This window comes from Azospirillum sp. UENF 111221, assembly GCF_058780625.1.
Window position 1 is genome coordinate 2,494,727 of the sequence record NZ_JBSNCH010000005.1, and the last position, 24,472, is coordinate 2,519,198.

Annotated in this window: 24 protein-coding genes and 1 pseudogene; 12 read left to right on the forward strand and 13 right to left on the reverse strand. The window is 67.8% G+C overall.

The features are described from left to right. Positions 1–13: 13 nt before the first annotated feature. Positions 14–1,177 (forward strand): carboxylate-amine ligase, encoded by a 1,164-nt coding sequence (locus tag ACWPN3_RS26655; RefSeq protein WP_492240051.1) that lies wholly within the window; start codon positions 14–16, stop codon positions 1,175–1,177. A gap of 28 nt (positions 1,178–1,205) precedes the next feature. Here the strand turns inward: ACWPN3_RS26655 and ACWPN3_RS26660 are convergent, their stop codons facing one another. The 3 genes from ACWPN3_RS26660 to ACWPN3_RS26670 form a co-directional block, all read right to left on the reverse strand. Further along, entirely contained in the window at positions 1,206–2,300 is a 1,095-nt protein-coding gene (locus ACWPN3_RS26660) for an ABC transporter ATP-binding protein (RefSeq protein ID WP_492261834.1), read from the reverse strand. After that, positions 2,297–3,778, reverse strand: coding sequence for an ABC transporter permease (locus ACWPN3_RS26665; RefSeq protein ID WP_247873342.1), 1,482 nt, complete (start codon positions 3,776–3,778; stop codon positions 2,297–2,299). Before ACWPN3_RS26665 ends, ACWPN3_RS26660 begins: the two co-directional genes overlap by 4 nt. A 227-nt stretch (positions 3,779–4,005) precedes the next feature. After that, entirely contained in the window at positions 4,006–5,064 is a 1,059-nt protein-coding gene (locus ACWPN3_RS26670; RefSeq protein WP_492261835.1) for an iron ABC transporter substrate-binding protein, read from the reverse strand. Between the two features lie 302 nt (positions 5,065–5,366). On the opposite strand from ACWPN3_RS26670, the gene ACWPN3_RS26675 reads away from it, so the two are divergent. The 4 genes and pseudogenes from ACWPN3_RS26675 to queC all read left to right on the forward strand — a co-directional run bounded on the left by ACWPN3_RS26675 (position 5,367) and on the right by queC (position 10,383). Further along, positions 5,367–6,692, forward strand: a complete 1,326-nt coding sequence (locus ACWPN3_RS26675) for an O-acetylhomoserine aminocarboxypropyltransferase (RefSeq protein WP_492240054.1) — start codon at positions 5,367–5,369, stop codon at positions 6,690–6,692. Between the two features lie 10 nt (positions 6,693–6,702). Next, complete coding sequence (locus tag ACWPN3_RS26680) at positions 6,703–7,518, forward strand: alpha/beta fold hydrolase (protein ID WP_492240055.1); 816 nt, start codon at positions 6,703–6,705, stop codon at positions 7,516–7,518. 133 nt (positions 7,519–7,651) lie between these two features. Further along, the gene (locus ACWPN3_RS26685) at positions 7,652–9,568 is read left to right on the forward strand and encodes a PAS domain S-box protein (RefSeq protein WP_492261836.1); all 1,917 of its coding nucleotides are present in this window, start codon (positions 7,652–7,654) and stop codon (positions 9,566–9,568) included. Between the two features lie 85 nt (positions 9,569–9,653). After that, a pseudogene (gene queC, locus ACWPN3_RS26690) lies at positions 9,654–10,383 on the forward strand (7-cyano-7-deazaguanine synthase QueC). A 41-nt stretch (positions 10,384–10,424) separates the two neighbouring features. Here queC and ACWPN3_RS26695 read toward each other — a convergent pair. Continuing rightward, positions 10,425–11,429, reverse strand: coding sequence for a tripartite tricarboxylate transporter substrate binding protein (locus ACWPN3_RS26695; RefSeq protein WP_492240057.1), 1,005 nt, complete (start codon positions 11,427–11,429; stop codon positions 10,425–10,427). Continuing rightward, positions 11,426–11,620: a hypothetical protein gene (locus ACWPN3_RS26700; protein WP_146208108.1), complete on the reverse strand. Its 195-nt coding sequence runs from the start codon at positions 11,618–11,620 to the stop codon at positions 11,426–11,428. The genes ACWPN3_RS26695 and ACWPN3_RS26700 overlap by 4 nt, the downstream gene beginning before the upstream one ends. 214 nt (positions 11,621–11,834) lie before the next feature. Here ACWPN3_RS26700 and ACWPN3_RS26705 point away from each other — a divergent pair, with 214 nt between their 5' ends. The 3 genes from ACWPN3_RS26705 (at position 11,835) to ACWPN3_RS26715 (ending at position 14,162) form a co-directional block, all read left to right on the forward strand. Beyond that, complete coding sequence (locus ACWPN3_RS26705) at positions 11,835–12,311, forward strand: tripartite tricarboxylate transporter TctB family protein (RefSeq protein ID WP_109452147.1); 477 nt, start codon at positions 11,835–11,837, stop codon at positions 12,309–12,311. Further along, entirely contained in the window at positions 12,308–13,810 is a 1,503-nt protein-coding gene (locus tag ACWPN3_RS26710) for a tripartite tricarboxylate transporter permease (RefSeq protein WP_376958371.1), read from the forward strand. The genes ACWPN3_RS26705 and ACWPN3_RS26710 overlap by 4 nt, the downstream gene beginning before the upstream one ends. A 118-nt stretch (positions 13,811–13,928) precedes the next feature. After that, positions 13,929–14,162, forward strand: a complete 234-nt coding sequence (locus ACWPN3_RS26715; protein ID WP_109452145.1) for a hypothetical protein — start codon at positions 13,929–13,931, stop codon at positions 14,160–14,162. 2 nt (positions 14,163–14,164) lie between these two features. Here the strand turns inward: ACWPN3_RS26715 and ACWPN3_RS26720 are convergent, their stop codons facing one another. Continuing rightward, positions 14,165–14,527: a cupin domain-containing protein gene (locus ACWPN3_RS26720; RefSeq protein ID WP_492261837.1), complete on the reverse strand. Its 363-nt coding sequence runs from the start codon at positions 14,525–14,527 to the stop codon at positions 14,165–14,167. A 12-nt stretch (positions 14,528–14,539) separates the two neighbouring features. Continuing rightward, on the reverse strand, positions 14,540–15,265 hold the full coding sequence (locus ACWPN3_RS26725; protein WP_492240059.1) for an HAD family hydrolase: 726 nt from the start codon (positions 15,263–15,265) through the stop codon (positions 14,540–14,542). 313 nt (positions 15,266–15,578) lie between these two features. On the opposite strand from ACWPN3_RS26725, the gene ACWPN3_RS26730 reads away from it, so the two are divergent. After that, positions 15,579–15,791 (forward strand): DUF1127 domain-containing protein, encoded by a 213-nt coding sequence (locus ACWPN3_RS26730; protein WP_098740467.1) that lies wholly within the window; start codon positions 15,579–15,581, stop codon positions 15,789–15,791. Between the two features lie 214 nt (positions 15,792–16,005). Here the strand turns inward: ACWPN3_RS26730 and ACWPN3_RS26735 are convergent, their stop codons facing one another. Then, positions 16,006–17,142, reverse strand: a complete 1,137-nt coding sequence (locus ACWPN3_RS26735) for a type III PLP-dependent enzyme (RefSeq protein ID WP_109452139.1) — start codon at positions 17,140–17,142, stop codon at positions 16,006–16,008. A 440-nt stretch (positions 17,143–17,582) separates the two neighbouring features. On the opposite strand from ACWPN3_RS26735, the gene ACWPN3_RS26740 reads away from it, so the two are divergent. Next, the gene (locus tag ACWPN3_RS26740; protein WP_492240062.1) at positions 17,583–18,161 is read left to right on the forward strand and encodes an MgtC/SapB family protein; all 579 of its coding nucleotides are present in this window, start codon (positions 17,583–17,585) and stop codon (positions 18,159–18,161) included. Here the strand turns inward: ACWPN3_RS26740 and ACWPN3_RS26745 are convergent. From ACWPN3_RS26745 to ACWPN3_RS26765, 5 genes are all read right to left on the reverse strand, one after another. Continuing rightward, positions 18,127–19,329 (reverse strand): multidrug effflux MFS transporter, encoded by a 1,203-nt coding sequence (locus ACWPN3_RS26745; RefSeq protein ID WP_109452135.1) that lies wholly within the window; start codon positions 19,327–19,329, stop codon positions 18,127–18,129. The genes ACWPN3_RS26740 and ACWPN3_RS26745 overlap by 35 nt on opposite strands. A 111-nt stretch (positions 19,330–19,440) precedes the next feature. Continuing rightward, positions 19,441–19,626 carry a hypothetical protein gene (locus ACWPN3_RS26750; RefSeq protein WP_109452133.1) on the reverse strand — a complete coding sequence of 62 codons (186 nt, stop codon included), beginning with the start codon at positions 19,624–19,626 and terminating at the stop codon, positions 19,441–19,443. 16 nt (positions 19,627–19,642) lie between these two features. Continuing rightward, on the reverse strand, positions 19,643–20,584 hold the full coding sequence (locus ACWPN3_RS26755; RefSeq protein ID WP_492261838.1) for a bifunctional riboflavin kinase/FAD synthetase: 942 nt from the start codon (positions 20,582–20,584) through the stop codon (positions 19,643–19,645). Between the two features lie 130 nt (positions 20,585–20,714). Further along, on the reverse strand, positions 20,715–21,164 hold the full coding sequence (locus ACWPN3_RS26760; RefSeq protein WP_042697280.1) for a MaoC family dehydratase: 450 nt from the start codon (positions 21,162–21,164) through the stop codon (positions 20,715–20,717). Positions 21,165–21,629: 465 nt separating this feature from the next. Then, entirely contained in the window at positions 21,630–22,208 is a 579-nt protein-coding gene (locus ACWPN3_RS26765; protein ID WP_109452129.1) for a septal ring lytic transglycosylase RlpA family protein, read from the reverse strand. 169 nt (positions 22,209–22,377) lie between these two features. Here ACWPN3_RS26765 and ACWPN3_RS26770 point away from each other — a divergent pair, with 169 nt between their 5' ends. Both ACWPN3_RS26770 and ACWPN3_RS26775 read left to right on the forward strand, forming a co-directional pair. Further along, a complete protein-coding gene (locus ACWPN3_RS26770) occupies positions 22,378–23,427 on the forward strand; it encodes an alpha/beta hydrolase (protein ID WP_492240064.1) in 1,050 nt (349 codons plus the stop codon). Between the two features lie 30 nt (positions 23,428–23,457). Next, complete coding sequence (locus ACWPN3_RS26775) at positions 23,458–24,471, forward strand: DUF6352 family protein (protein WP_492240065.1); 1,014 nt, start codon at positions 23,458–23,460, stop codon at positions 24,469–24,471. Position 24,472 lies beyond the last annotated feature (1 nt).

A 24,472-nucleotide genomic window follows, 5' to 3' on the forward strand; every position in this document is an offset into this window, starting at 1 on the left:
CATGGAAAGCACCGTGACCGAACCGTCCTTCACCCTCGGCCTGGAAGAGGAATATCTGCTGGTCGACCGCGGCACGCGCGACATCGTGACCAGCCCGCCGGACGAGATGCTGGAAGCCTGCCAGGAACAGGCGCCCGGCCGCATCCATCCGGAATTCCTGCGCTGCCAGATCGAGGTGGGAACGCCGGTCTGCAAGACGCTGGACGAGGCGCGGGCCGAGTTGGCGGCGCTGCGCGGCACGGTGGCCGGGGTGGCCGACCGCTACGGGCTGGCGCCGATCGCCGCCTCGACCCACCCCTTCGCCGCATGGGAGCCGCAGAAGCACACCAACCGCGACCGCTACAACATGCTGGCCCGCGACCTCGGTGCGCCGGCCCGCCGGCTGATGATCTGCGGCATGCATGTGCATGTCGGGATCGAAGACGACGACCTGCGCATCGACCTGATGAATCAGGTCCGCTATTTCCTGCCGCACCTGCTGGCGCTGTCGACCTCCTCGCCCTTCTGGCGCGGGCGCGACATGGAGCGCCGCTCCTACCGGCTCAGCGTTTGGCACGAGCTGCCGCGCACCGGCATGCCCGCCAGCTTCCAGAGCTATGGCGAGTATCAGAGCCACGTCGCGGTTCTGGTGAATGCCGGGGTGATCGAGGATGCCAGCAAGCTGTGGTGGGACATCCGCCCGTCCTCGCGCTTCCCGACGCTGGAGATGCGCATCACCGACATCTGCACCCGGCTGGACGATGCGGTGACGGTGGCGGCGCTGTATCGCTGCCTGCTGCGCATGCTGTGGCGGCTGAAGCTGCGCAATGTGACGTGGCGGCCCTACAAGAACCTGCTGATCGAGGAAAACCGCTGGCGCGCCCAGCGCTACGGCCTGGACAGCGGGCTGGTCGATTTCGGGCAGGGCCGCATCGTGCCCTACGCCGACCTGCTGGACGAAATCATCGACCTGACCCGCGAGGATGCCGAGCATTTCGGCTGCACCGCCGAGGTCGGGCGGGCACGTGAAATTCTGAAGCGCGGCACCAGCGCACACCGGCAGATCGAGATCTTCCAGGCGGCGCTCGCCGACGGCGCCAGCGAGGACGAGGCTTTGCGGCGGGTGGTGGACTGGCTGGTGGAGGAGACGATGGTGGGGGTGCGGGACGAGCCGTCACCGACGGGCGTCACCGCCTGATCCCGCCCCCCCGGCGTCCACGGAGTTGTCAGCGCAGGGGCGTGTCGAAGATATGCGCCTCGCCCTCGACATGGATGCGGACGCGGCTGCCGATCCTCGGCAAATCCAGGCTGGAATGGCGCAGGAGCAGCGGGTTGCGCTGCCCCGGCACAGTGCCGAGCGCCACCGCGACCTTGCAGACGGAGCCGCCGAACTCGACGTCGATGACCCGCCCCCAGCTTTCCGCACCGCTCTCCCCGGCCTTCGGCGGGGTGTTCGGCGGGGCGTCGCGGTCGTCCACCACCAGCCGGAGCTGTTCGGGGCGCAACATGATCTCGGCCGCGCCGCGCCGGGAACCGGCGCTCACCGCCAGCCGGCCGAGACTGCAGCTCGCCCAGCCGTTTTCGACGTCCGCCGGCAGAATGATCGCATCGCCGAGGAACGCCGCCGTCTCGCGGTCGCGCGGCCGCCGGTACAGCTCCTGGGGCGAGCCGACCTGCGTCAAGCGGCCTTCGCGCATCACCGCCACCTGATCGGCGAAGGACAGCGCTTCGGCCTGGTCGTGGGTGACGAGGATCGTCGCGATCCCGGCTTCGCAGAGCACCCGGGCGACGGTGCGGCGCAGGGAGTCGCGCAAGCCGGTGTCGAGCGCCGAGAAGGGCTCGTCCAGCAGCATCAGCGCCGGCTTGCGGGCGAGCGCGCGGGCGAGCGCGACGCGCTGCTGCTGGCCGCCGGACAGTTCGTGCGGCCGGCGCTCCAGCATCTGCGGATCGAGTTCCACCGCATCCAGCAGTTCGAGGATGCGGCTCCGCCGGCCGGCATCGCCGCGCTCCAGCCCGAAGCCGATGTTGTCGGCGATGCTGAGATGGGGGAACAGCGCGCCGTCCTGCGGCACATAGCCGATGCCGCGACGGTGGGCCGGCACGATTCCGGCGCCATCCACCAGCGGGTGCCCGTCGAGCAGGATACGGCCGCTGTCGGCGGACTCGAAGCCGGCGACGATGCGCAGAAGCGTGGTCTTTCCCGAGCCGGAACGTCCGACGATGGCGGTGCGGCTGCCGGCATGCACCGAGAGGTCGACATCCTCCAGCGCCACCGCGTTGCCATACCGTTTTCCCAGTCCCTGAACCTGAAGGAAGCTCATCGTCCGGCGGCCCGTTTCGATTGGATGTGGAGAAGGATCGTCATCGGCAGCGATGCGGCGACCATCATCACCGCATAGGGGGCAGCCCCCGCATAGTCGATCTCGCTGGTCAGCGACCAGAATTCGGTGGCCAGCGTGCGCGTGCCGCTGGGGGCGAGCATCAGGGTCGCCGTCAGCTCGTTGGTGATGCCGAGCGCCACCATCGCCATGCTGGCCGCCGCACCGGGGGCGGCGAGCCGGAAGGTGATCTGGCGCACCGCCTGCAACGGTGTGCGGCCAAGCGCCATGGCCGCCCGCTCCAGCTCGACCGGCGCCTGGGCGAGGCTGGCCCTCAGCCCGACCAGGGCCCGCGGCAGGAACAGCAGCAGGTAGGCCAGCAGCACCGTGCCGACGGTTTGGTAGAGCGGCAGCGCGACCCGCACGGTGATCGTCACCAGCGACAGGGCGACGACCACGCCCGGCAGCGAGCCGACATAATAATGGCAGGCTTCCAGAAGACGCTGGAGCCGGCCGGGCGCACGCACCGACAGCCAGGCCATCGGTGCGGCGGCCAGCGTGGTCAGCAGCGCGCCGGCCAGCGCCAGGGCGACGGTCTGGACGATGGCGCCGCCGATGTCGGCGCCCTGCCAGATGCGGGAACCGCCGATGGCCAGCCAGCGGCCGAGCGTCAGCAGCGGGACGCCGAGCGAGAGTGCGGCGAACAGCAGCGGGATCAGCAGGCAAGGCAGGGTCGCGCGGCCGAGTTCGACCGGTGCCGCCCGTCTTGCGGCGCCGCTGCCGACACGGGCGTAGCGTTCGTGGCCGCGCAGCAGCACCTCGCCGCCCATCAGCCCCATGCAGAGCAGCACGAGCACGCCGGCCAGCATGTTCGCCGCCGGGCCGTTGTAGGCCGACTGGAACTGGTCGACGATGGCGGTGGTGAAGGTGTCGAACTGGATCATGACGTAGAGGCCGTATTCGGCCAGCAGATGCAGGCCGATCAGCAGCGAACCGCCGCAGACGGCCAGCCGCAGCTGGGGCAGCACCACCGTCAGGAAAACCCGCCATGGTCCGTGGCCGAGCGAGGCGGCGACGTCCTCCATCGTCGGATCGAGCCGGCGCAGCTGGGCGGCGACCGGCAAATAGAGGAACGGGGAGTAGGCGAGCACCGAGACCAGCACCGCTGCCGCCAGCCCGTGCAGGCCGGGGGCGACGGTGACCCAGGCATAGCTGTGGACGAAGGCGGGGACCGCCAGCGGCGCCACCGCCAGCCAGGCCCAGAACCGCCGTCCCGGCAGGTCGGAGCGCTCGGTCAACCAAGCCAGCGTGACCGCCACCAGGATGGAAAGCGGCAGGGTCAACAGCACCAGCAGCAGCGTGTTCACCAGCAGCTCGCCGACCCGGCGGCGGAACACCAGCTCGACCACCGTGTCCCATCCGGTCTGGAAGGTGATCCAGACGACGAAGGCGAGCGGCATCAGCGCAAGTGCCGCGACCACAGAGGTGACGGCCAGGACCGGCAGTGCCGCCTGCTTGGGACGGCGTGCGGTGACGAGGGAGGCCGCGGCATGAAGCGTGGGGCGGTCGCGGTCCGCCTGCGGCTGGGAAGAGTGTGGGTGAAGAGCGATGACGGTGAACTCCGGAACCGGCTCCGGGTCCGTCCGGATGGACGGGCCTGAACTGCCGCCGCCCGCGGGTTCGATGCCGCGGGCGACGGCAGATTGGATTACAGCAGGCCGGCCGCAGTCATCAAGTCGGTGACGGCCTTGTTGTTGAGAGCCTCCGGCTTGACCTTCGGCGCCTGCAGCTTGTCCAGCGGCTCCAGCTTGGCATTGGACGCGATGCCGCTGGCAACGGCATATTCATAAGAATCGCCGTCGCGCAGCACTTCCTGCCCGCCCTTGCCGGTCAGGAACTTCACGAAGGCCTCGGCCTCGCGCTTGTTCTTGCTGGATGCCAGCATGCCGGCGCCGGAGATGCTGACGAACGCGCCGGGATCGCCGTTGCGGAAATAATGCAGGGCGACGTTCTTGCTGTTCTCGCCGCCGGTGCGGGCCTGATCGCCGATGTAGTAATAATGGTAGATCACCGCGCCCTCGACCTCGCCGGCATTCACCGCCTTCATGGCGACGCTGTTGCCGCGGTAGGGCTTGGCGTTCTCCTTCATCGCCTTCAGCCAGGAGGCGGTGGCCGCCTCGCCTTTCAGCTGAAGGAGCGCGCCGACGATGGCCTGGAAGTCGGCACCGGCGGGCGAGGCGGCCCAGCGGCCCTTCCACTCCGGGTTGGCGAGGTCGAGCAGCGACTTCGGCAGCTTGTCCTGCGTCAGCTTGCCGGTGTTGTAGGCGAAGACGGTGGAGCGGGCGGCGATGCCGACCCAATGGCCGTTGGCCGGGCGGAAGCTCTCGGGCACCGGGGCCAGCGTCTCGGCGCCGAGCGGCGCGAACAGCCCGGCATTGTCGACCAGGGCCATCGCCGGCGAATTCTCCGTCAGGAACACGTCGGCGGGGGAGGCGGCGCCCTCCTGCACGATCTGGTTCCCAAGCTCCATGTCGCTGCCGTTGCGCACGGTCACCTTGATGCCGGTCTCGCGGGTGAAGCGCTCCACCCACTCCTTGGTCAGGCTGGCGTGCTGGGCGTTGTAGACCGTGATGCCATCGGCACTCGGCGTCGCCTGGGTGGGGGCCGTCTGCGCCGAGGCGGTGCCGGTGAGGGCCACGACCGGCAGGGCGGCGAGAGCGGAGGCGAGGGCGAGCGACCGGACGAACCGGGAGCGGGAGATCTTCATTCCAACCTCTTCTTCGGACAGGCCGGGCCTCGAGGGACCAAGCCATCGCCGCCTTTTAGTCCCTCCCGCCACTTGTTGCAACTTGTTCTCATTCGCGTAAACTTGTCCAACGACTGGCTTTTTCGTCGATCCAACCACCTTGACGCGCGCGTCACGTCTCCATACGATTCCGCACCGTCGATGCCGCAGGAATGCGGGTTGAACAGGGCTGGCAAATAAGACGCTGAAAAGCAAAGAGGGCCGCTCCATCGCAGGCGGCCCTCTTTTAATTTTCGGTGCCAACTTCGAGGGGAGGGGGGAGCATGGCGGGCGCCAAGTTCCTGAAGTTCGATACGCAGAGCCTGCATGCGGGGCAGAAGCCCGATCCGGCCACCGGGGCACGGGCGGTTCCGATCCACCTGACCTCCTCCTACGTCTTCAGCGACGTCGATCAGGCGGCGGCGCTCTTCAACCTGGAGCGGCCCGGCCACATCTATTCGCGCATCTCCAACCCCACCGTCGCGGTGCTGGAGGAGCGGCTGGCGACGCTGGAAGGCGGGGTGGGCGCGGTCTGCACCGCCAGCGGACAGGCGGCGCTGACGCTCGCCATCATGACGCTGATGGGGGCGGGCGGGCACATCGTCGCCTCCTCCTCCATCTATGGCGGCAGCCGCAACCTGCTGGCGTATACCCTGCCGCGCTTCGGCATCACCACCACCTTCGTCCATCCGCGCGACTTCGACGGCATCCGCGCCGCGATCCGTGATGAGACCCGGCTGGTCTTCGGCGAGGTGCTGGGCAATCCGGGGCTGGAGGTGCTGGACGTGCCGAAGGTCGCGGCCATCGCCCATGAGGCCGGGATCCCGCTGCTGATCGATTCGACCTTCACCACCCCCTATCTCTGCCGGCCGTTCGAGCATGGCGCCGATCTGGTCATGCATTCCTGCACCAAGTGGCTGAGCGGGCATGGCACCGCCATCGGCGGCGTGGTGATCGATGGCGGCCGCTTCGACTGGGAGGCATCGGGCAAGTTCCCGACCCTGACCGAGCCCTATGCCGGCTATCACGGCATCGATTTCGCCGAGGAATACGGCCCGGCCGCCTTCATCGCCCGTGCCCGTGCCGAGGGTTTGCGCGACTTCGGCGCCTGCATGAGCCCGATGAACGCCTTCCAGATCCTGCAGGGCGTGGAGACGCTGCCGCTGCGGATGAAGTGCCACATCCACAACGCCCGCAAGGTCGTGTGCTTCCTGGAAGGGGAGCTGAATTCGGAGAAGGGGGCGGTCGCCTGGGTCTCCTACCCGGAACTGGTCGATCATCCCGACCATGCTCTGGCCGCCCGGCTGCTGCCGCATGGCGCCGGTTCGATCATCTCCTTCGGCATCCGGGCCGGCGCGCAGGGCGGCGGCCGCGAGGCCGGACGGCGCTTCATCGAGTTGCTGACGCTGTTCTCGCACCTCGCCAATGTCGGCGACGCCAAGTCGCTGGTGATCCATCCGGCCAGCACCACCCACGCCCAGCTCGATGCCGAGGCGCTCAAGGCCTCCGGGGTGGGGGAGGACATGATCCGCCTGTCCATCGGGCTGGAGGATTGCGAAGACCTGATCGACGATCTGAAGCAGGCGCTGCGCGCCGCCACCAAGGGCTGAGGGCCGCGCCATGCAGCTGACCGTCAACGGAAACCCCGTCTTCATCCACACCGGCGGCCGGGACATCGACCCCGCCCGTCCGGCTGTCGTGCTGATCCACGGCGCCGGCATGGACCACAGCGTGTGGAGCCTGCAAAGCCGCTATCTCGCCCACCATGGCCGCTCCGTCCTGGCGGTCGATCTGCCCGGCCATGGCCGTTCCGGCGGCGGGCCGCTGGACAGCATCGCCGCCATCGCCGACTGGGTGATCGCCCTGCTGGACGCCGCCGGGCTGGAGCGGGCGGCGCTGGTCGGCCACTCCATGGGCGCGCTGGTGGCGCTGGACGCCGCCGCTCGCCATGGAGGCCGGGTCGAGGCGGTGGCATTGCTGGGCGTGGCGGAGCGGATGCCGGTCCATCCGGACCTGCTGGCCGCGGCCCATGCCGGCGAACAGTCGGCCATCGAGATGGTGATCGGCTGGGGCTCCGGCCCGCGCGGCCATGGCGGTGCCCAGGGCGGCGGCTGCCCGACGCCGGGGCTGGCGCTGATCCCCGGCGGGCGCCGGCTGATGGATTCGGTGCGTCCGGGCGTGCTGGGCGTCGACCTCGCCGCCTGCAACGACTATGGGCAGGGGGCCGATGCCGCGGCGATGGTCGCCTGTCCGGCGCTGTTCCTGCTGGGGGCGCTCGACAAGATGACCCCGGCGAAGGCCGGACGGTCGCTGGCGGCCCGCGTCAAGACATCGCAGGTCGTCGTCCTGCCGCAGACCGGGCATATGGTGATGACCGAGTCCCCCGATTCGGTGCTGGAAGCCTTGGCTTCCTTCCTGTCCCTGCGGCGGGGATAGGGGTTTCAACGCGGAAATCATGCACCCGGAGTGGGGTTGATCCTGACATGAACCGTTAACGCCCTCTGATTACCCTGCGGACGGCGGGATCGAGCGCAATCCCGCTGTCCGCATCAGGGTCGGGGGTGTCGTCTTGCAGGATGGCCTGTCCAGGGAACTCAGGATCGGCGGCCTGTTCCAGGATCGCCGCGAGCTTGTCGCTGTGCTGTCGCCGGACGGGCGCGTGCGCCACATCGGCGAGTCCGCGGGCGACCTGCTGGGCTATCCGCCGGAGGCGCTGGCCGGCGCATCGCTCGGCGAGCATATCCACCCCGACGATGTGGAGGAGGCGCAGCACAGGCTGCAACTCCGCGTGAACGCTCCCGCGGGCAGCAGCGGCCGCGCCGTTTTCCGCTTCCGCCATGCCGATGGCGGCTGGCGCTGGCTGGAGGTCACCACCCGCAACGAGCTAGCCGACCCGGCCATCGGCGGGCTGGTGCTGAACATCCGCGACATCAGCGACCACATCGCCCTGTCGGAGCGGCTGCGCGCCAGCGAGGCGCGTTACCGCACCCTGGCGGAGGCGGTGCCGGTCGGCATTCTGCAGGCCGATTCCACAGGGCAGGTGCAGTTCGCCAATGCCCGTCTGGCCGGGATCACCGGGCTGGAGCCCGACCGGCTGCTCGGCAGGGGCTGGCTCGATGCCGTGCATCCGGAGGACCGGGAGCGGGTGGCGGCGGATTGGCGGCTGGACTCGGGCTGCGATGCCGCGACGACCGATTTCCGCTTCCACGATCCGGACGGGACGGGGGCCGACCGCCGGGTGCTGTGCCAGCGCATCCGCCTGGAGGATGGCGGCACCATCGCCACCATCACCGACGTCAGCGAATATGTGCTCACCGCCAACGCGCTCCGCCTGTCGGAGGCGCGCAACGAGGCGGTTCTCGACACCGCCGCCGATGCGATCCTGACCGTCGACGAGGCGGGCGTGCTGCTCAGCTTCAACCGTGCGGCGGAGGCGATGTTCGGCGTTGCGGCGGGCGACCTGCTGTGGCGCCCGCTCGACCGCCTGATCCCGCTGGCCGATTTGAGGGAGGAGGGCGGCATCCGGCTGGAGTTCGCTCCCGGCCAGACCACCGCCCTGGTCGCCCGCGACCGTGCGGCGGAGGCGGAACGTGCCGACGGCACCCGCTTTCCTGTCGAGCTGTCGGTCAGCGCCAGCGAGGTGGAGGGGCGGCGGCTCTACACCGCCATTCTTCGCGACGTGACCGAGCGTCGGCGGGTCGAAGCCGAGCTTCTGGCAGCCAAAGAGGCGGCGGAGGCCGGGGACCAGGCGAAATCGACCTTCATTGCGACGATGAGCCACGAGTTGCGCACCCCGCTGAACGCGGTGATCGGCTTCTCCCAACTGTTGGAGACGCAAGCCGGGACTGCCGCGGCGGGCGGGCGGCAGAATGACTTAATGGCTGACTGCGTCGGGGCGATCCGGCAGGCCGGCGAACAGCTTCTGGCGATCATCGACGACATCCTCGATATGGCGCGCGTCGATGCCGGCGGGTTGTCGCTGGTCGAAGGATCGGTGAACCTGTCGGCGTTGATCGAGCGCGCGGTGGCGGATCTGCGCTTCCATGCGACCCGTCAGGGCGTGACGGTCGAGGTGATGGCCGACGGCGACCTGCCGCCGATTCGCGGCGACGACCGCCGCCTCGGGCAGGCCTTGGGGAACCTGCTGTCCAACGCCATCAAGTTCAGTCATCCGGGTGGTCCGGTCAGCCTGTCCGCAGGGCTCGCCGCCGATGGTTGGGTGGAGCTGTCGGTGTGCGACCGTGGCGTCGGCATGCGGCAGGAGGACGTCGCGCAGGCGCTCACCCCCTTCGGCCAGATCGACCAGACCGTCACCCGCCGTCACGAAGGCATCGGTCTCGGCCTGCCGCTGGCGCTGCGTCTGGTGGAGGCGCATGGCGGCACGCTGACGTTGGACAGCGCGCCGGGGCAGGGCTGCACCGCCACCATCCGGCTGCCGCCCTCGCGCATCATGACCATCGCGGAGTTGCTGGCGTCGATGTCCTGATCTGGCCTGTGCCGCCCGGATGTGCCAGAAGCTGTCGCGGGATGTCCGCCTTGTCGGTGGACGGTTTCGGAAAGGCAGGTGTGCGATGGCGGATCGGAACGGTGTCAGGGACGCGGTGGTGCTGGTCAGCGGCGGGCTCGAACTCGACGACGGTGCTCGCCATCGCCAAGGCCGAGGGCTACCGGGTCAATGCGCTCAGCTTCCGTTACGGCCAGCGCCATTCGGTGGAACTGGAAGCGGCGCGGCGGGTGGTCGCGGCGATGGGGGTGGAGCGGCATGTGATCGCCGACATCGACCTGCGCGCCTTCGGCGGCTCGGCCCTGACCGACTCCATCGCCGTGCCGAAGCACGACAGCACCGCCGATCTGCAGGCCGGGCTGGGCGAGGGCATCCCCGTCACCTATGTCCCGGCGCGCAACACCGTCTTCCTGTCCTTTGCGCTGGCCTGGGCGGAGACGCTGGGAGCATCCGACCTGTTCATCGGCGTCAATGCGCTGGATTACTCCGGCTATCCCGACTGCCGGCCCGAATACATCGCGGCGTTTGAAACACTCGCCAACCTCGCCACCAAGGCCGGGGTCGAAGGCACCAGCCGCTTCAGGATCCATGCACCGCTGATGACGCTGGACAAGGCCGCCATCGTCCGCCGCGGGCTGGAGCTGGGGGTGGACTACAGCCTCACCCACTCCTGCTACGATCCGACGCCGGAGGGGTTGTCCTGTGGCGCCTGTGACAGCTGCCTGCTGCGTCTCAAGGGCTTTTCCGAAGCCGGAATGACCGATCCGATCCGTTACGATACCGGAATGAATGCGTAACAGAAGAGATCGTTTCGCGATCGGTTCTTATATCCAGGCCGTCACTTCCAGGGCATCTCGGTCCACAGGCTGCGGAACTCGCCGTCCAGCTGCATCAACTCGGCGGTGAAGGCGTCGGGGCCGACGATGCGCAGCGGCTGGAAGGTCTCGCGCGCCTTGGCCTGGAATTCCGGATCCATGGCGGCCTTGGTGATCGCCTCGATCAGGGGGCGGCGGATCTCCGGCGGCAGGCCTTTCGGAGCACCGATGCCGCGCATCGACACCATGTCGATGGCATAGCCCTGCTCGCGGAAGGTCGGCAGGTCGGGTGCCATGTCCCAGCGCGATCGGCTCATCACGCCCAGCATCCGCACCGGATCGCCACCGGCGAGTCCACGCAGCCCCTCGCCCAGATTCTGGTCGCAGATCTGGATGTGCTGGCCCAGCATCGCCCGGTAATTCTCGGCGCTGCCGGGAAAGGGCACATGGGTGAGGTGAACCCCGGCCTGCCGTTCCAGCAGGAGCATGGCGAGATGGTCGTCGGAGCCGATGCCGGTCGAACCGACGGTGAGAGCGCGGGGATTGGACTTGGCCTGGGCGACCACGTCTGCGACCGAGCGGAACGGGCTGTCGGCGCGGACGGTCATCACGCCGGGGTCGTCGACGATGTTCACCAGCGGATCCAGCCGATCCAGGCCGTAGCGCGCCTGCCGTTCGATCGGGATGGTGATGAGGTTCGGCGTGTTGATGAAGCCGATGGTGTAGCCGTCGGGCACGGCGTCGGCGATGGCGGCGAAGCCGATTTCCCCGCCGGCGCCGGGACGGTTCAGGATGACGATCCGGGCGCCTCCCAGATACCGCTCGATGTAGGGCGCCAGCATGCGGGCCGTCACGTCGGTCGATCCGCCGGCCCCATAGGCCACGATCATGGTGATCGGCTTCTCCGGATAGGCGGCCTGCGCCATCGGGGCGGCCGCAGCGCACAGAACCAGCGCCGCGAGTGCCGTGCCGAAAAGGGATGCGGCACGGCCGCCGGCCATGCGCAGTAATCGGGTCGCTGCTGTCATCGCTCCATCCCTTCTTTCGTGCCGATGGGGCCGGCGCCGGCTCCGCTCGCCTCGGCACCCGCATCCACACGCCGTCGCTTGTGCGTGTATTGGCTAAATTTATTGATATCGAAAAGGGTGTCTCCGCGCGAAATGCCGCGGATAAAGTTTGAAAATTTCCTTTTATCGCGAATTAAAGCGCGCAACGTCATGCATATGACACTCGACGGAGATGCGCTGCGCGACGATAATGCAACCCGCGGATTCGGGTGCCGAGGGTTCGGAACGGCCAGTGTGGACTGCGCCCGGTTGGGCGCGGGCCCGCTCCCTCCCGTGCCCCTCGTCCGATGAACTCGTTCCACGAAGCGAGAGCGCTGCACCCGGCCTACTCGCCGTTGCGTGCCTGAGAGAGCGGACATCCATCCAATGACACATACCCTGAGATCGCCACGGCCGGCTGCCTTCCGGCTGAGATCGCCCCAGGACCTGGCGGCCGGGCTGCTGCTCGCCGCCATCGCACTCGGCGGCCTGTGGCTGGCGCGCAATTGGGAGGCCGGGTCGCTGGCCCTGATGCAGGCCGGCTTCTTCCCGCGGCTCGTCTGCTATTTCCTGCTGTTGTCGGGGCTCGCGACGATGTTTCGCGCCCTGACCGCCGATGCGCCGGCGGCATTGGCCTGGGCATGGAGGCCGTCGGTCGCCATCACCGTCGCGGTGGTGGCCTTCGCCGCCCTGCTCGACAAGCTGGGACTGGTGCTCGCCATCCTGGCGCTGATCGGGATCGGCGGGCTGGCCGGCCGGCCGCTGCGCCCGGGTCCCTTCACCGCATTGTGGGCCACGCTGGCCTCCGCCTGCGTCGCTATCTTCTCCTGGGGACTGGGCCTGCCGCTCCAGATCTGGCCATGATGGACGTCTTCGCCAATCTCTGGCTCGGGCTGGGCGTGTCGGTCGAGCCGATGAACCTGCTCTACTGCTTCCTCGGCGCCCTGATCGGCACGCTGATCGGCGTTCTGCCGGGGCTGGGGCCGACGGCGACGGTGGCGCTGTTGCTGCCGATCACTTTCTACCTGCCACCGGTCGGCGCGCTGATCATGCTGGCCGGCATCTTCTACGGCGCCCAGTATGGCGGCTCGACCACCGCCATCCTGGTGAAGCTGCCGGGCGAATCCTCGTCCGTCATGACCTGCCTGGATGGCAACGCCATGGCGCGCCAGGGCCGCGGCGGCGTGGCGCTGGCGACCGCGGCACTGGCCTCGCTGTTCGCCGGCATCGTCACCACGCTGGTCATCGCCGTCGCCGGTCCGCCGCTTGCCGGGGTGGCGCTGGCCTTTGGTCCGTCGGAATATGTGGCGCTGATGCTGGTCGGGCTGATTGGTGCGGTGATCCTCGCCCACGGCTCCGTCGTCAAGGCGGTGGCGATGATCCTGATCGGGTTGCTGCTGTCGATGGTCGGCACCGACGTCAATTCCGGCCAGATGCGCTTCACCTTCGACATCCCGCAGCTTTACGACGGGCTGGACTTCGTGCCGCTCGCCATGGGGCTATTCGGTCTGGCCGACATCATCATCAACCTGGAGGAGACGGAGGGGCGCGGCATCGAGCCCTCGCCGATCCACCGGCTGTGGCCGAGCTGGCAGGACTTCAAGGACGCCTGGCCGGCGGCGGTGCGCGGCACGGCTCTCGGCGCCTTCCTCGGCATCCTGCCGGGCGGCGGGGCGACGCTGAGCGCCTTTTCCTCCTATGCGCTGGAAAAGAAGGTGGCGCGGGATCCGGCTGCCTTCGGCAAGGGCGCCATCCAGGGTGTCGCCGGGCCGGAGGCCGCCAACAATGCCGGCGCCCAGGCCAGCTTCATCCCGATGCTCAGCCTCGGCATTCCGTCCAACGCGGTGATGGCGCTGATGATCGGCGCGATGATGATCCACGGCATCACACCGGGCCCGCAGATCATGACCAAGCAGCCCGACCTGTTCTGGGGCATGATCGCCAGCATGTTGGTCGGCAACATCATGCTGGTGGTGCTGAACCTGCCGCTGATCGGCATCTGGGTGCGGCTGTTGCGCGTTCCCTACGCCTACCTGTTTCCCGCCATCCTGGTCTTCTGCTGCATCGGCACCTACAGCCTGCGCAACGACGTCTTCGACGTGGTGATGATGGCCGGCTTCGGCCTGTTCGGGTATGTGCTGAAAAAGCTGGACTGCGAACCGGCGCCGCTGCTGCTCGGCTTCGTCCTCGGCCCGCTGCTGGAGGAGAATCTCAGCCGGGCGATGCTGCTGTCGCATGGCGACCTGGGCATCTTCGTGTCCCGGCCGATCAGCGCCGGCCTGATGGCGGTGGCCGCCGGCCTGCTGGCCCTGATCCTGCTGCCGGCCTTCCGCCGCCAGCGCGAGGTGGCCTTCAAGGAGTAAGCGTCGCCTCTGCGGGGTGAGTCCTGCGGCAATCCGCTGCGGGACTCGTCTCTTGCCGAACAAGATAAAATTTTATATAAAAGCATATCGATTGTTGGGAATGGTGAGGGAGCGCATCATGGCCGCCACCGCCTGGATGGGACAGCGTCTGCCCGGCCGTGCCGCTCAGGCGGTACTCCGCGCACATCGCCGGGCCAATGCCCGCAAACGCGTCTGGTCCCGCGACATCGCCCGCCTGATGCTGGTTGCCTCCATCCTCGTCCTGGGCGTGCTGGCGGTGGAGATCGGGCGCAAGGCCGTCACCATCCTCAGCCACAACACCGTCCAGCAGTCCGTCGAGATCACCGGTTAGGGTCAGGGCAGGATCACCACATAGCGCTTTGTGGTGGCCGCGATCACCGTCCAGCTTCCCTGGAATCCCGGTTCGATGACGAAACGGTCCCCGGCCTTCAAGGTCCATGACCGGCCATCGTCATGGGCGACGATGCTTTCGCCTTCCAGAATCTCGCAATATTCCCACTCGTCATAGACGATGCGCCAGGAGCCGGGCGTCGACCGCCATGTGCCGGCGAACCGCTTGCCATCGGGCGACTCGTAGCCGTTCCAACTGGTGAAGACCGGCGCGCCCGACAGGATGCGCTCGGCTGCCGGTGCGCCCGTTTCGGGGGTGATGCCGTCGAGGTCGGCCAGGAGCGACAGGGGGATGGGCAGGGTCATCGTCAGGGCTCCTTACCAGTCGGCCAGCAATGCCGGCAAGTCGCGAACCGACCCCAGCCGGCGGTAATGTTCATCCGGCACCTCGGCCTCTTCATGGGCCCAGGTGATGGCATAGGGGATATGGACGGCATGGGCGCCGGTCGCCAGCACCGGCAGGATGTCGGAACGCACCGAGTTGCCGACCATCAGGAAGCGGGCCGGGTCGATGCCGTGGCGGTCCATCACCCGGCGGTAGGTGGCCGGGTCCTTCTCGCTGACGATCTCCACCGCCTGGAACAGGTCCGACAGACCGGAGCGCGCGATCTTGCTTTCCTGGTCGAACAGGTCGCCCTTGGTGATCAGCACCAGCCGGTGACGGCCGGCCAGCGTTTCCACCACCTCCTTCACGCCGGGCAGCAACTCCACCGGATGCTCCAGCATCGCCTTGCCGAAGTCGATCAGGCTCTGCAGGTCGCGGGCGGGGACATGGCCGTCGGTGACGGCGATCGCCGTCTCGATCATCGACAGCACGAAGCCCTTGATGCCATAGCCATAGACCCCGAGGTTCGCCCGCTCCGCCTCCAGCAGGCGGCGGTCCAGGTCGGTCGGGTCGGCGGCGTGGGCGAGCAGGGCGCGGAAGCGGTCCTGCGTCATCGAAAACAGCGATTCATTGTGCCAGAGCGTGTCGTCGCCATCGAAGCCGATGGTCTCGAACTGCTGGCCGGCGGGGGTGCCGGCGGGGCTGGGGATGCTGCTCATGAGCCTGTCCACTGGTCCGCAGGATTGATCCGTAAGTAAAACAATACATGGCCCAAGTCGGTCTGCCTTGTCCAGGGGGTGCCGATGTGGAGGTCCTTTATTGTCCGTCTAGCGAACGGTAAGTATCCGCAATGACGATTTTGCCACAGATCGGTGACATTCCATGGCGAGTTCTTCGCTGCCTGCAAAGCGGGCATGTTGCCGTCGGGGGTGGCAACATGGCTCAAAGAAGCATAATTATATTTCCACACAAGGAGGACGTGATCGCCGACCGGCGGACCCTCCAAAACAAGACATCTCAGGAATCTCCATCATGGCAACCCTTCTGCACTCGGCCGAGACCGGCCACGCCAACACCACCTTCGGCCATGTCGTCGAAATCGCCTCGAACCTGTTGGGCCTGTGGCGCCAGCGCGTCGTCACCCGCCGTGAACTGGGCTATCTGGACGACCGTATGCTCCAGGACATCGGCTTCAGCCGCCTGGATGCCGAGCGCGAGATGTCGAAGCCGTTCTGGCGCGAATGAGCGCCTGTACGCCGGCCGGCGAACGCACTGAAAAAGGCCGCTTCCGTTGATCGGAGGCGGCCTTTTTCTTTGTCCGATGCTTAGGCGTGCTCAAAAAATAAGCTGCACAAAAAATCGCCGGCTGGAAAAGAGAAAGCCCGCCGCCGGGTGAACCGGCAGGCGGGCTTTCTCTTGGTGGACTGAAGCCGGGCAGGGCAACCCCCCGCCCGTATCCTCAGATGCAGTAGTGCTTGAGAGGCTCGAAGCCGTTGAAGCAGACGGCCGAGTAGGTCGTGGTGTAGGCGCCGGTGGCGTGGATGCGCACGCGGTCGCCGGACTTCAGGCCCATCGGCATCTTGTAGTCGGCACGCTCGTACAGCACGTCGGCGCTGTCGCAGGTCGGGCCGGCGAGGATCACCGCCTCGCGGTCCTCATCCTGCTCGTCGCCCAGCACCTCGATCGGGTACTGGATCGCCTCGTCCATCGTCTCGGCCAGACCGCCGAACTTGCCGATGTCCAAGTAGACCCAGCGCTTGGGATCCTCGGCCGACTTGCGCGACACCAGGACCACTTCGCTCTCGATGATGCCGGCGCTGCCGACCATGCCGCGGCCCGGCTCCACGATGGTCTCCGGCAGGTGGTTGCCGAAGTGGGTGCGCAGCGAGTCGAAGATCGCCTGGCCGTAGGCGGTGCATTCCGGCACGTCGGTGCGGTAACGGGTCGGGAAGCCGCCGCCCAGGTTGATCATGCCCAGGTCGACGCCCAGCACCTCAAGCTCGCGGAACAGCTGCGCCACCTGGAAGATGGCGTGGTCCCACTGCATCAGGTCCTTCTGCTGCGAGCCGACATGGAACGACACGCCATAGGGCTGCACGTTCATGTCGCGGGCCTTCAGCAGCAGCTCGCGCGCCATCGGCAGGTCGCAGCCGAACTTGCGCGACAGCGGCCATTCGGCGCCTTCGCCCGAGGTCAGGATGCGGCAGAACACACGGGCGCCGGGGGCGGCACGCTCGATCTTCTCCAGCTCCGGCTCGCTGTCGAAGGCGAACAGGCGCACGCCCAGCTCGAAGGCGCGGCGGACGTCGCTCTCCTTCTTGATGGTGTTGCCGAAAGAGATGCGGTCCGGGGTGGCGCCGGCAGCCAGCGCCATCTGGATTTCCGGGACCGAGGCGCAGTCGAAGGCCGAGCCGAGACGGGCCAGCAGGCTGAGGATTTCCGCGGCCGGGTTCGCCTTCACCGCATAGAAGATGCGGGCGTCGGGCAGGGCGTCATGCAGATCGTTGTAGTTCTGCTCGACGACATCCAGGTCGATGACGAGGCAAGGGGTCTGCGGGCGCTGCTCTTCGAAAAAGCGCGCAATCTTCTGGGTCATCTCAGTCTCCTGGGACGCAAGATGATGGAACGGAAAGGGCGAAGTCGGGGGGGAACGGAGCGGCCGAGCGGGCCGATCAGCAACTGAAAAAGCTGATCAGGCGCTCAAGCCGCCAATACTGGATTTCCCCGTACAGAACCCTGTTCTGTCCGTATGGTCCAGGAGCGGCAAATTTCGGAGACGGGTGAGCACGCGCCCACCCACAACAACATCAACCATCGTAACCTCCAAGTCGCCGCCTTGTTTAAGGGACGGTCGGGGATCACGCGTTACGTCGTTGCATAACCACATCTCGGAGACGCCGAGGGGCGGGCCAGCGGCACGTGCGCTTGCGAGTTCGCGTTACATAGATCCAACGCGAACGATTGCAAAGTGAAAAATGCCGTCTGCCCCAAAAAAGTGGCAGACCGTTTGGAGGGCGGAAAAACCGGAGCAATTTCATGGGCTTGACCAGTGTTCTGACTTCCGGGGAAATCGGGCTGCGGCTGCTGGCGGCGGCCCTGTGCGGCGCTTTGCTTGGACTCGACCGCGAGATGCGGGGCAAGGCGGCGGGGTTGCGCACGCATACGCTGATATCCATCAGCTGTGCGCTGACCACGCTGGTTGCATTGGAGCTTTACGCCGGGCTGCAGGCGACGGGGGACGAGCGGCCGAGCGATCCCGTCCGCGTCATCCAGGGGGTGGCCCAGGCGGTCGGCTTCATCAGTGCCGGCGTGATGTTCCGCTCGGGCGACAGCGTGCGCGGGGCGACCACCGCGGCGGTGATCTGGGTGGCCGGCGCGCTCGGGATCGCCTGCGGCGCCGGATATTACATGCTGGCGGGGATGACGCTGGGCCTGTGCCTGCTGGTGACGATCCTGTTCACCATCCTGCTGGATCGCTTCCCGCAGTTGGGCAAAGAGGACGGCGACGATGCCGGGAAGGCTCGGAAGCGCCGCGGCACCTCCCGTCATTCCTCCCGTCACTCCGCCGATCAGGGCCGGATCAGGCGGATTGCCCGCTCGTCGCCGCGGGGATGACCAGCAACCGGTGCGCCAGCAACGCCCCCAGGGCGACCAGCCCGATGGCCCCCATCATCGGCAGGGCGGTGCCGTCGTTCATGTGGCCGACGACGATGCCGATGACCGCGGCGATGGCCATCTGCGCGAAGCCCAGCAGCGAGGAGGCCAGCCCGGCCATGGTGGCGTAGGGACCGACGGCGTTGGCGCTGGCGTTCGGCAGGGTCAGCCCGGTGCCCAGGATGAACAGGAAGACCGGCACCACGATGGCCAGCAGGTGCAGCACCCCGGCCAGCGCCAGCGCCCCGCCGACCAGCCCGCCGCCCATCGACAGCAGCGTGCCGATCCGGATCATCCTTGGCCCCCCAAGCCGCGGCGTCAGCCGCCCGGCCAGGAAGGTGCCGAGCATGTAGCCCAGCACCACCGCGCCGAAGCTGGCGCCATACTGGGCCGGCGTCAGGTGCATCTGCTCGATCAGCACGAAGGACGAGCCTGAGATGAAGGAGAAGATGCCGCTGTAGGAGAAGGCGACCACCAGCACATAGCCGAGGAAGCCGCGGTTGCGCAGCAGGAGCAGGTAGTTCGCCGCCAGCCGGCTCGGTCTCAGGGCGTCCTCGTCGCGATGTGCGTTGGTCTCGCCCAGCATCGACCACACGGCGGCAAGGATGCAGCAGGCAAAGACGGTCAGCAGCACGAAGTTGGCGCGCCAGCCGAACCATTCCGTCAGCACACCGCCCAGCATCGGCCCCACCGCCGGGGCCAACGCCATCGCCATCGACATATAGGCCAGCACCGTCGCCGCCCGGTCGCGCCCGAACACGTCGCGCACCACCGCGCGCGCCACCACCGGGCCGCAGCAGGCGCCCAGCGCCTGGAAGAAGCGGGCGGCGATCAGCGCATCGATGCTGCTGGTCATCGCGCAGACGGCGCTGGCCGCCAGATAGATCGTCACCCCCACCAGCAGGGTGGGGCGCCGGCCGAACCGGTCCGACATCGGGCCATAGACCAGCTGCGACACCGCGAAGCCGACCAGGAAGATCGACAGGGTCAGCTGCACCGTGGCGACGTCGGTGCCGAACACCCGCACCAGCGTCGGCAGCGACGGCAGATACAGGTCGGTGGACAGCGGGCCGAAGGCGACCAGCGCCGTCAGCAGGATGCGGATGGTCAGGGAGTCTGGACGGGGCATGGAGGTTCGGGACGGCTTGCGGCGGGAAGCGGGGACGGGGCGGCACTGTATCAGATGAAACCACCGCCGCCAGTGCGGATCGCCGCCCGCCTGTTCAAGCCTGCTGCGCGTTCATCCCGGCCGGTTGGCCGGCAGCGTCATGCGGATGCAGCGTGACAGCACGGTGTTGCCGGTCATCTCGCGGTAGTTCTGGATGATGATCGGCTCGGCCGCCTTGCATTGCTCCATGCTGGCGAACTCCAGGGTGGTCGGGCCGCCCTGGTTCAGCATGAACAGCAGCATCAGGACCCGTTCCATCCAATTCCCCTCCCGGTCAGCCGGCCGCCAGCACGGCGCGGGCGGCGGCGGCATCCTGCACGATCTGGTCCTTCAACGCACCGAAGCTGGGGAACTTCATCTCCGGCCGCAGGAAGTCGATCATCTGGACCCGCAGATGCAGATCGTACAGGTCGAGATCGACATCGAACAGGTGGGCCTCCAGCCGCGCCACCGTGCCGTCCACGGTGGGGCGGGCGCCGAGATTGGCGACGCCCGGCAGCCAGACCGTCTCACCGGCGCGGTCGATGCCGGCGCGCACCGCATAGACGCCGAAGGCCGGGCGCAGATACTCGCCCAGCTCGATGTTGGCGGTCGGGAAGCCGATGGTGCGGCCGCGCTGGTCGCCATGGACGACACGTCCCTCGATCTCCCACGGATGGCCCAGCACATGGGCGGCCTCGCGCGGCCGGCCGGCGGTCAGCGCGTCGCGCACGCGGGTGGAGGAATAGACGCCGCCCTGCTCGTCGGACACCGGCCCGACCTCGGTCACGCCGAAGCCCTGGGTGCGCCCGGCCTGCAGCAGGAAGGCGGGATCCCCCGACCGCTTGTGCCCGAACAGGAAGTCGTAGCCGCAGACGACATGCCGCACGCCCAGCCCGCCGACCAGGATTTCGTCGACGAAGGCCTGCGCGGTCTTGTGGCGGAAGCCGTCGTCGAAATGGCAGACGATCAGCTGGTCGACGCCCAGCGCCTCGATGTGGCGGGTCTTGACGCGGAAGGGCGTCAGGCGGAAGGGCGGGTCGTCGGGACGGAAGACGCTGCGCGGGTGCGGCTCGAAGGTGACGAGGGCGGACGGCACCCTCAATTCCGCGGCGAGGCGTTGGGCGGTGCCGATGACCGTCTGATGCCCGCGATGGACGCCGTCGAAATTGCCGAGCGCCACGACGGCGCCCCGCTCTTCGGCCGGCAGGTCGGCGGTGTGTCTGTACAGTCGCATGCGCGCCCCGGTGCTGTGGGCGGACCCCGGCGGGTCCGCTTGCTCGGGCGTCTATATAGACCGACGCCGGCGCGGGGTAAACGCGCCGGCGTGTTTTACGCTCGCAGACAGGCCGATTGGCCCTATGCGATCAGCCGCGGGACGGAACCATCAGCAGCGCTTCGCCTTCGACCACCACGGTCTCGCCGACGGTGCAGACCGTCTTGATGACGCAGCGGCGCTTTTCCGGGATCAGTTCGGTGACGGTGGCGCGGGCGGTGACGGTGTCGCCGGCGCGGACCGGCGCCTTGAACTTCAGGGTCTGGCTCATGTAGATGCAGCCCGGCCCCGGTAGCTTGGTGCCGAGAACGGCCGAGATGAAGCCGACCGTCAGCATGCCGTGGGCGATGCGGCCCTGGAACATGGTGGTCGCGGCATATTCCTGGTTGATGTGGACCGGGTTGGTGTCGCCGGAAATGCCCGCGAACAGGACGATGTCGGCTTCCGTCACCGTCTTGGCGAAGCTGGCCGTCATGCCGACGGACAGGTCTTCGATGCAGTAGCCTTCGGTATCCTTGCGGACCTGACGCACGTCGTCCATCGCAGCAATTCCTCTTTCTCTCGGTGCCTGTTCCGGCATCTGACGCCCGGGCGCCGTGCCGTTCGCTGCAATGCGTCATGTGCACCGCAGCGATGGGAATGGCACCACGTCTCCTCCAAAAATGCAAAAAAATCTCTAACGTCCTGCGCAAGTTGGCGAGGACGCCGGCCGCTCCGTCCGGCAGGCTTTGCGTCAATGGAAGCCGGAACGACGGTAAAGGATTACTTACAAACCAAGGTAATGCAGGAGAAATCACGCCGGATCATGGACTTATCATAAAAGCCCGAGCCGCTCCAACCGATATGGCGCCATGGATGCGACTGTTTCGCCACCGTCTGGAGCGTCGGTGGCGAAGTCCCGTTCTTTTCAACGGTTTGACCGTATGGTGACGGTTGGTTCGGCGATGCAATATAATAAGGGTGGCAGGCGCGGCGAATCGGAAGCCCTTTTCGCCGCGCCGCAGCATTACTTGCCGGAGCCGGAGTGCGACACTGTGTCGCTTCTGCTCCCGCCGGAATTTCCGCTGTTCCGGTTGCCCTCGCCCTGGGCGACCTGATTGCCGGGGGTCAGCTGGTCGACCTTCTCCTCCACCTTTTCGCGGGCGGTGTCGGTCGGCTGTTCCGACGGCTTGACCTCGACCTTCACCGGGGCGGTGCCGTCCTCGATCATGTCCAGCTTCTTGGCGGCGGAGCGCGACAGGTCGATCACGCGGCCGTCGACATAGGGGCCGCGGTCGTTGACGATGACGTCGACGCTCTTGCCGTTCTCCTGATTGGTGACGGTGGCCTTGGAACCCAGCGGCAGGGTGCGCGAGGCGGCGGTCGCCTTGTTCTGGTTCATCGTTTCGCCGTTCGCCGTGGTGCGGCCATGGAACTTCTGGCTGTAGAAGGACGCTTCCCCCTTGTGGACGAGGATCTCCTCGCCATCCTCATGCTCTACATGCACGGGCGGAACCTTGGCCTTCCCGTTCGCCAGCACCGGGACGGCAGTCCCGCACAGGGTCGCGGCGGTCAGCGCCAGGACGATAATGCGTGTTGTCTTCATCGGTACACCTCCAACGGCGGACCAACGCCATTCAAGGAAAAGAGTTCCCTCGCAGGAGTGGGACAAGACATCGCCACTATTTCTGGTTTCTTATATCTTGACGAATTCGGAGTGGGTTGCCCTCGGGGGCGCCCCTCCGGTCCACAACACAACGGTCAGGGGAGAAAGCATGGCCGATGATGCCGCCTGGACTGCATCCGAATTTGCGGCGGATCACCTCGCCAATGGTGTGTCCGCCCCGGCTGAGATGCGTCAGGTGACGATGCCCGACGGGGCTCGGCTGCGCGTGGCCGTCTGGCCGATGCCGGAGCGGGCCCGCGGCACGGCGCTGGTGCTGACCGGCCGGGCGGAGTTCATCGAGAAATATGCCGAAACCACCGAGGCGCTGACCGCCCGCGGTTTCCGCGTCGTGGCGGTCGACTGGCGCAACCAGGGCCTGTCCGACCGGCCTTTGCCCAACCGGCAGATCCATCACCTGACAGATTTCGCGACCCTGGTGGACGATCTCGACGAAATCCATCGGCAGGTGGTGGCGCCGGTTGCGGCGGAGACGGGCGGGCCGGTGATCCTGCTGGCCCATTCGATGGGCGGGCTGGTGGCGACTCTGGCGCTTGTCCGCCATGCCGCCGACGATCCGGACCGCTACGCCGCCGTCCTGCTGGCGGCGCCGATGTATGCCATCCACAGCGGGCCGCTGCCGCGCTGGCTGGTGCGGGTGCTCGCCAGCCTTGGGCTCGCCTGCGGCTGGGGCGCGCGCTATGCGCTGGGGCAGGGCGATTACGATCCGGCCGATGGGCGCTTCAGCCTGGACAACAAGATCACCGCCGATCCGCGGCGGTATGCCGCCTACCATGGACCTTTTGCCGAGCGGCCGGAGCTGCGCGTCGGCGGTGTCAGCTTCGCCTGGGTCGCCGCCGCCCTGGATGCGGAGGATGCGCTGCGCCACGTCCTGCCGCTGGAGCGGGTTCGCACGCCGGTGCTGCTGCTAAGCGCGCCGGAGGACCGGGTGGTGCGGGCGGAGGCCCACAGCATGGTGGCCGCCCGCCTCGGCAACGCCCATCTCGTCGGCTATCCCGGCGCGCGGCACGAGGTGCTGATGGAATGCGACGCCATCCGCGACCGGGTGTGGGCGGACATCGACGCCTTTCTCGACAGGACCCTCGGCAAGGGGGCCGGGCACAAGACACTTGCGCCGGCCGGCGGCTCTGTCGTCCGATAGGCGCCTTCAGGACCAAAGGTGCCCAGCAGCATGACCGATTTCTGGACGGCGTCCGGTTTCCACCTGTTGACCCGCGACGCCGACAACCATCTGGCGGTGACGCCCGACTTTCTGCGCGCCTACCTGCTCCGGCCCGAGATGCGCCCGCCGGAGGAGGCCTGCGACGCCGAGCGCACGCTGCACGCCGCCCTGCTGGACGATCCGGCGCGGATCGTGCCGGCTCCGCTGCTCGACGCCATCGCCGATGCGGACGCACGGGAGAATTTCCAGGTCTGGCTGGCCTTCCGCGACCGGTTGCTCGCCGCCGGGACGCTGGAGGGCTGCTACATCCGCCTGTTCCGCGAGGGTGCCCGCGGCGTGCCCGGCCTGTTCATCGACCAGCTGGTCCACGCCATCCTGCGCGGCATCCTCGACGAAACGCCGTCCGGACTGCGGGCGCGGGCGGGGGAGCTGTTCTTCCGCGAGCAGACGGTGTCGGTGGAGGACGGCCGCGTCCGCGTCGCCGATGCCGAGACTGTGGAGACGATGGCGGCGTCCGGCGGCTTCGGCTCGCTCGGCCGCCTCGTCGTGGAGGCCGGCACCACCCCGCGCAGCGTCGAGTTGGACATTCTGGACGAGACCAACCACCCGCTCTACTGGGGACGCGACGCCCGCCACGACACAGTGCTGGACATCACCTTCGCCGCTGCCGGGCTGGACGCGCTGGCCCGCGTGCTGGAGGCCTGGGTCGGGCATTTCCTGGGCGTGACCGTCAGCATCCAGCCGGTGCAGACCATCCGCGACGACCGCTGGGTCTGGCATGTCGGGCTGGACAGCGCAGCATCCGCGATCCTCAACGACCTGTACAACGGGGTAGAGGTGGGGGAGGAGCGGCTGGCCCGCATCCTCGCCCTGTTCCGCCTGGACTTCGCCGATCCCGCCGCCATGCGCCCCGACGTCGCCGGCCGGCCGGTCTATCTCGGGCTGGCGATGACGGAAGCGCGGCGGCTGACGCTGAAGCCGCAGAACCTGCTGGTGAACCTGCCGCTGGCCTCGGTGGCGTGAG

Bases quoted from the DNA above. Each gene is read 5' to 3' on its own strand.
- ACWPN3_RS26735 (WP_109452139.1), bottom strand. From the start codon at position 17,142: ATGACCCAGAAGATTGCGCGCTTTTTCGAAGAGCAGCGCCCGCAGACC.
- ACWPN3_RS26730 (WP_098740467.1), top strand. From the start codon at position 15,579: ATGGCAACCCTTCTGCACTCGGCCGAGACCGGCCACGCCAACACCACC.
- ACWPN3_RS26720 (WP_492261837.1), bottom strand. From the start codon at position 14,527: ATGACCCTGCCCATCCCCCTGTCGCTCCTGGCCGACCTCGACGGCATC.
- ACWPN3_RS26715 (WP_109452145.1), top strand. From the start codon at position 13,929: ATGGCCGCCACCGCCTGGATGGGACAGCGTCTGCCCGGCCGTGCCGCT.
- ACWPN3_RS26700 (WP_146208108.1), bottom strand. From the start codon at position 11,620: ATGACGTTGCGCGCTTTAATTCGCGATAAAAGGAAATTTTCAAACTTT.
- ACWPN3_RS26680 (WP_492240055.1), top strand. From the start codon at position 6,703: ATGCAGCTGACCGTCAACGGAAACCCCGTCTTCATCCACACCGGCGGC.
- ACWPN3_RS26765 (WP_109452129.1), bottom strand. From the start codon at position 22,208: ATGAAGACAACACGCATTATCGTCCTGGCGCTGACCGCCGCGACCCTG.
- ACWPN3_RS26710 (WP_376958371.1), top strand. From the start codon at position 12,308: ATGATGGACGTCTTCGCCAATCTCTGGCTCGGGCTGGGCGTGTCGGTC.
- ACWPN3_RS26695 (WP_492240057.1), bottom strand. From the start codon at position 11,429: ATGACAGCAGCGACCCGATTACTGCGCATGGCCGGCGGCCGTGCCGCA.
- ACWPN3_RS26770 (WP_492240064.1), top strand. From the start codon at position 22,378: ATGGCCGATGATGCCGCCTGGACTGCATCCGAATTTGCGGCGGATCAC.
- ACWPN3_RS26705 (WP_109452147.1), top strand. From the start codon at position 11,835: ATGACACATACCCTGAGATCGCCACGGCCGGCTGCCTTCCGGCTGAGA.
- ACWPN3_RS26760 (WP_042697280.1), bottom strand. From the start codon at position 21,164: ATGGACGACGTGCGTCAGGTCCGCAAGGATACCGAAGGCTACTGCATC.
- ACWPN3_RS26725 (WP_492240059.1), bottom strand. From the start codon at position 15,265: ATGAGCAGCATCCCCAGCCCCGCCGGCACCCCCGCCGGCCAGCAGTTC.
- ACWPN3_RS26750 (WP_109452133.1), bottom strand. From the start codon at position 19,626: ATGGAACGGGTCCTGATGCTGCTGTTCATGCTGAACCAGGGCGGCCCG.
- ACWPN3_RS26745 (WP_109452135.1), bottom strand. From the start codon at position 19,329: ATGCCCCGTCCAGACTCCCTGACCATCCGCATCCTGCTGACGGCGCTG.
- ACWPN3_RS26660 (WP_492261834.1), bottom strand. From the start codon at position 2,300: ATGAGCTTCCTTCAGGTTCAGGGACTGGGAAAACGGTATGGCAACGCG.
- ACWPN3_RS26755 (WP_492261838.1), bottom strand. From the start codon at position 20,584: ATGCGACTGTACAGACACACCGCCGACCTGCCGGCCGAAGAGCGGGGC.
- ACWPN3_RS26775 (WP_492240065.1), top strand. From the start codon at position 23,458: ATGACCGATTTCTGGACGGCGTCCGGTTTCCACCTGTTGACCCGCGAC.
- ACWPN3_RS26740 (WP_492240062.1), top strand. From the start codon at position 17,583: ATGGGCTTGACCAGTGTTCTGACTTCCGGGGAAATCGGGCTGCGGCTG.
- ACWPN3_RS26670 (WP_492261835.1), bottom strand. From the start codon at position 5,064: ATGAAGATCTCCCGCTCCCGGTTCGTCCGGTCGCTCGCCCTCGCCTCC.
- ACWPN3_RS26675 (WP_492240054.1), top strand. From the start codon at position 5,367: ATGGCGGGCGCCAAGTTCCTGAAGTTCGATACGCAGAGCCTGCATGCG.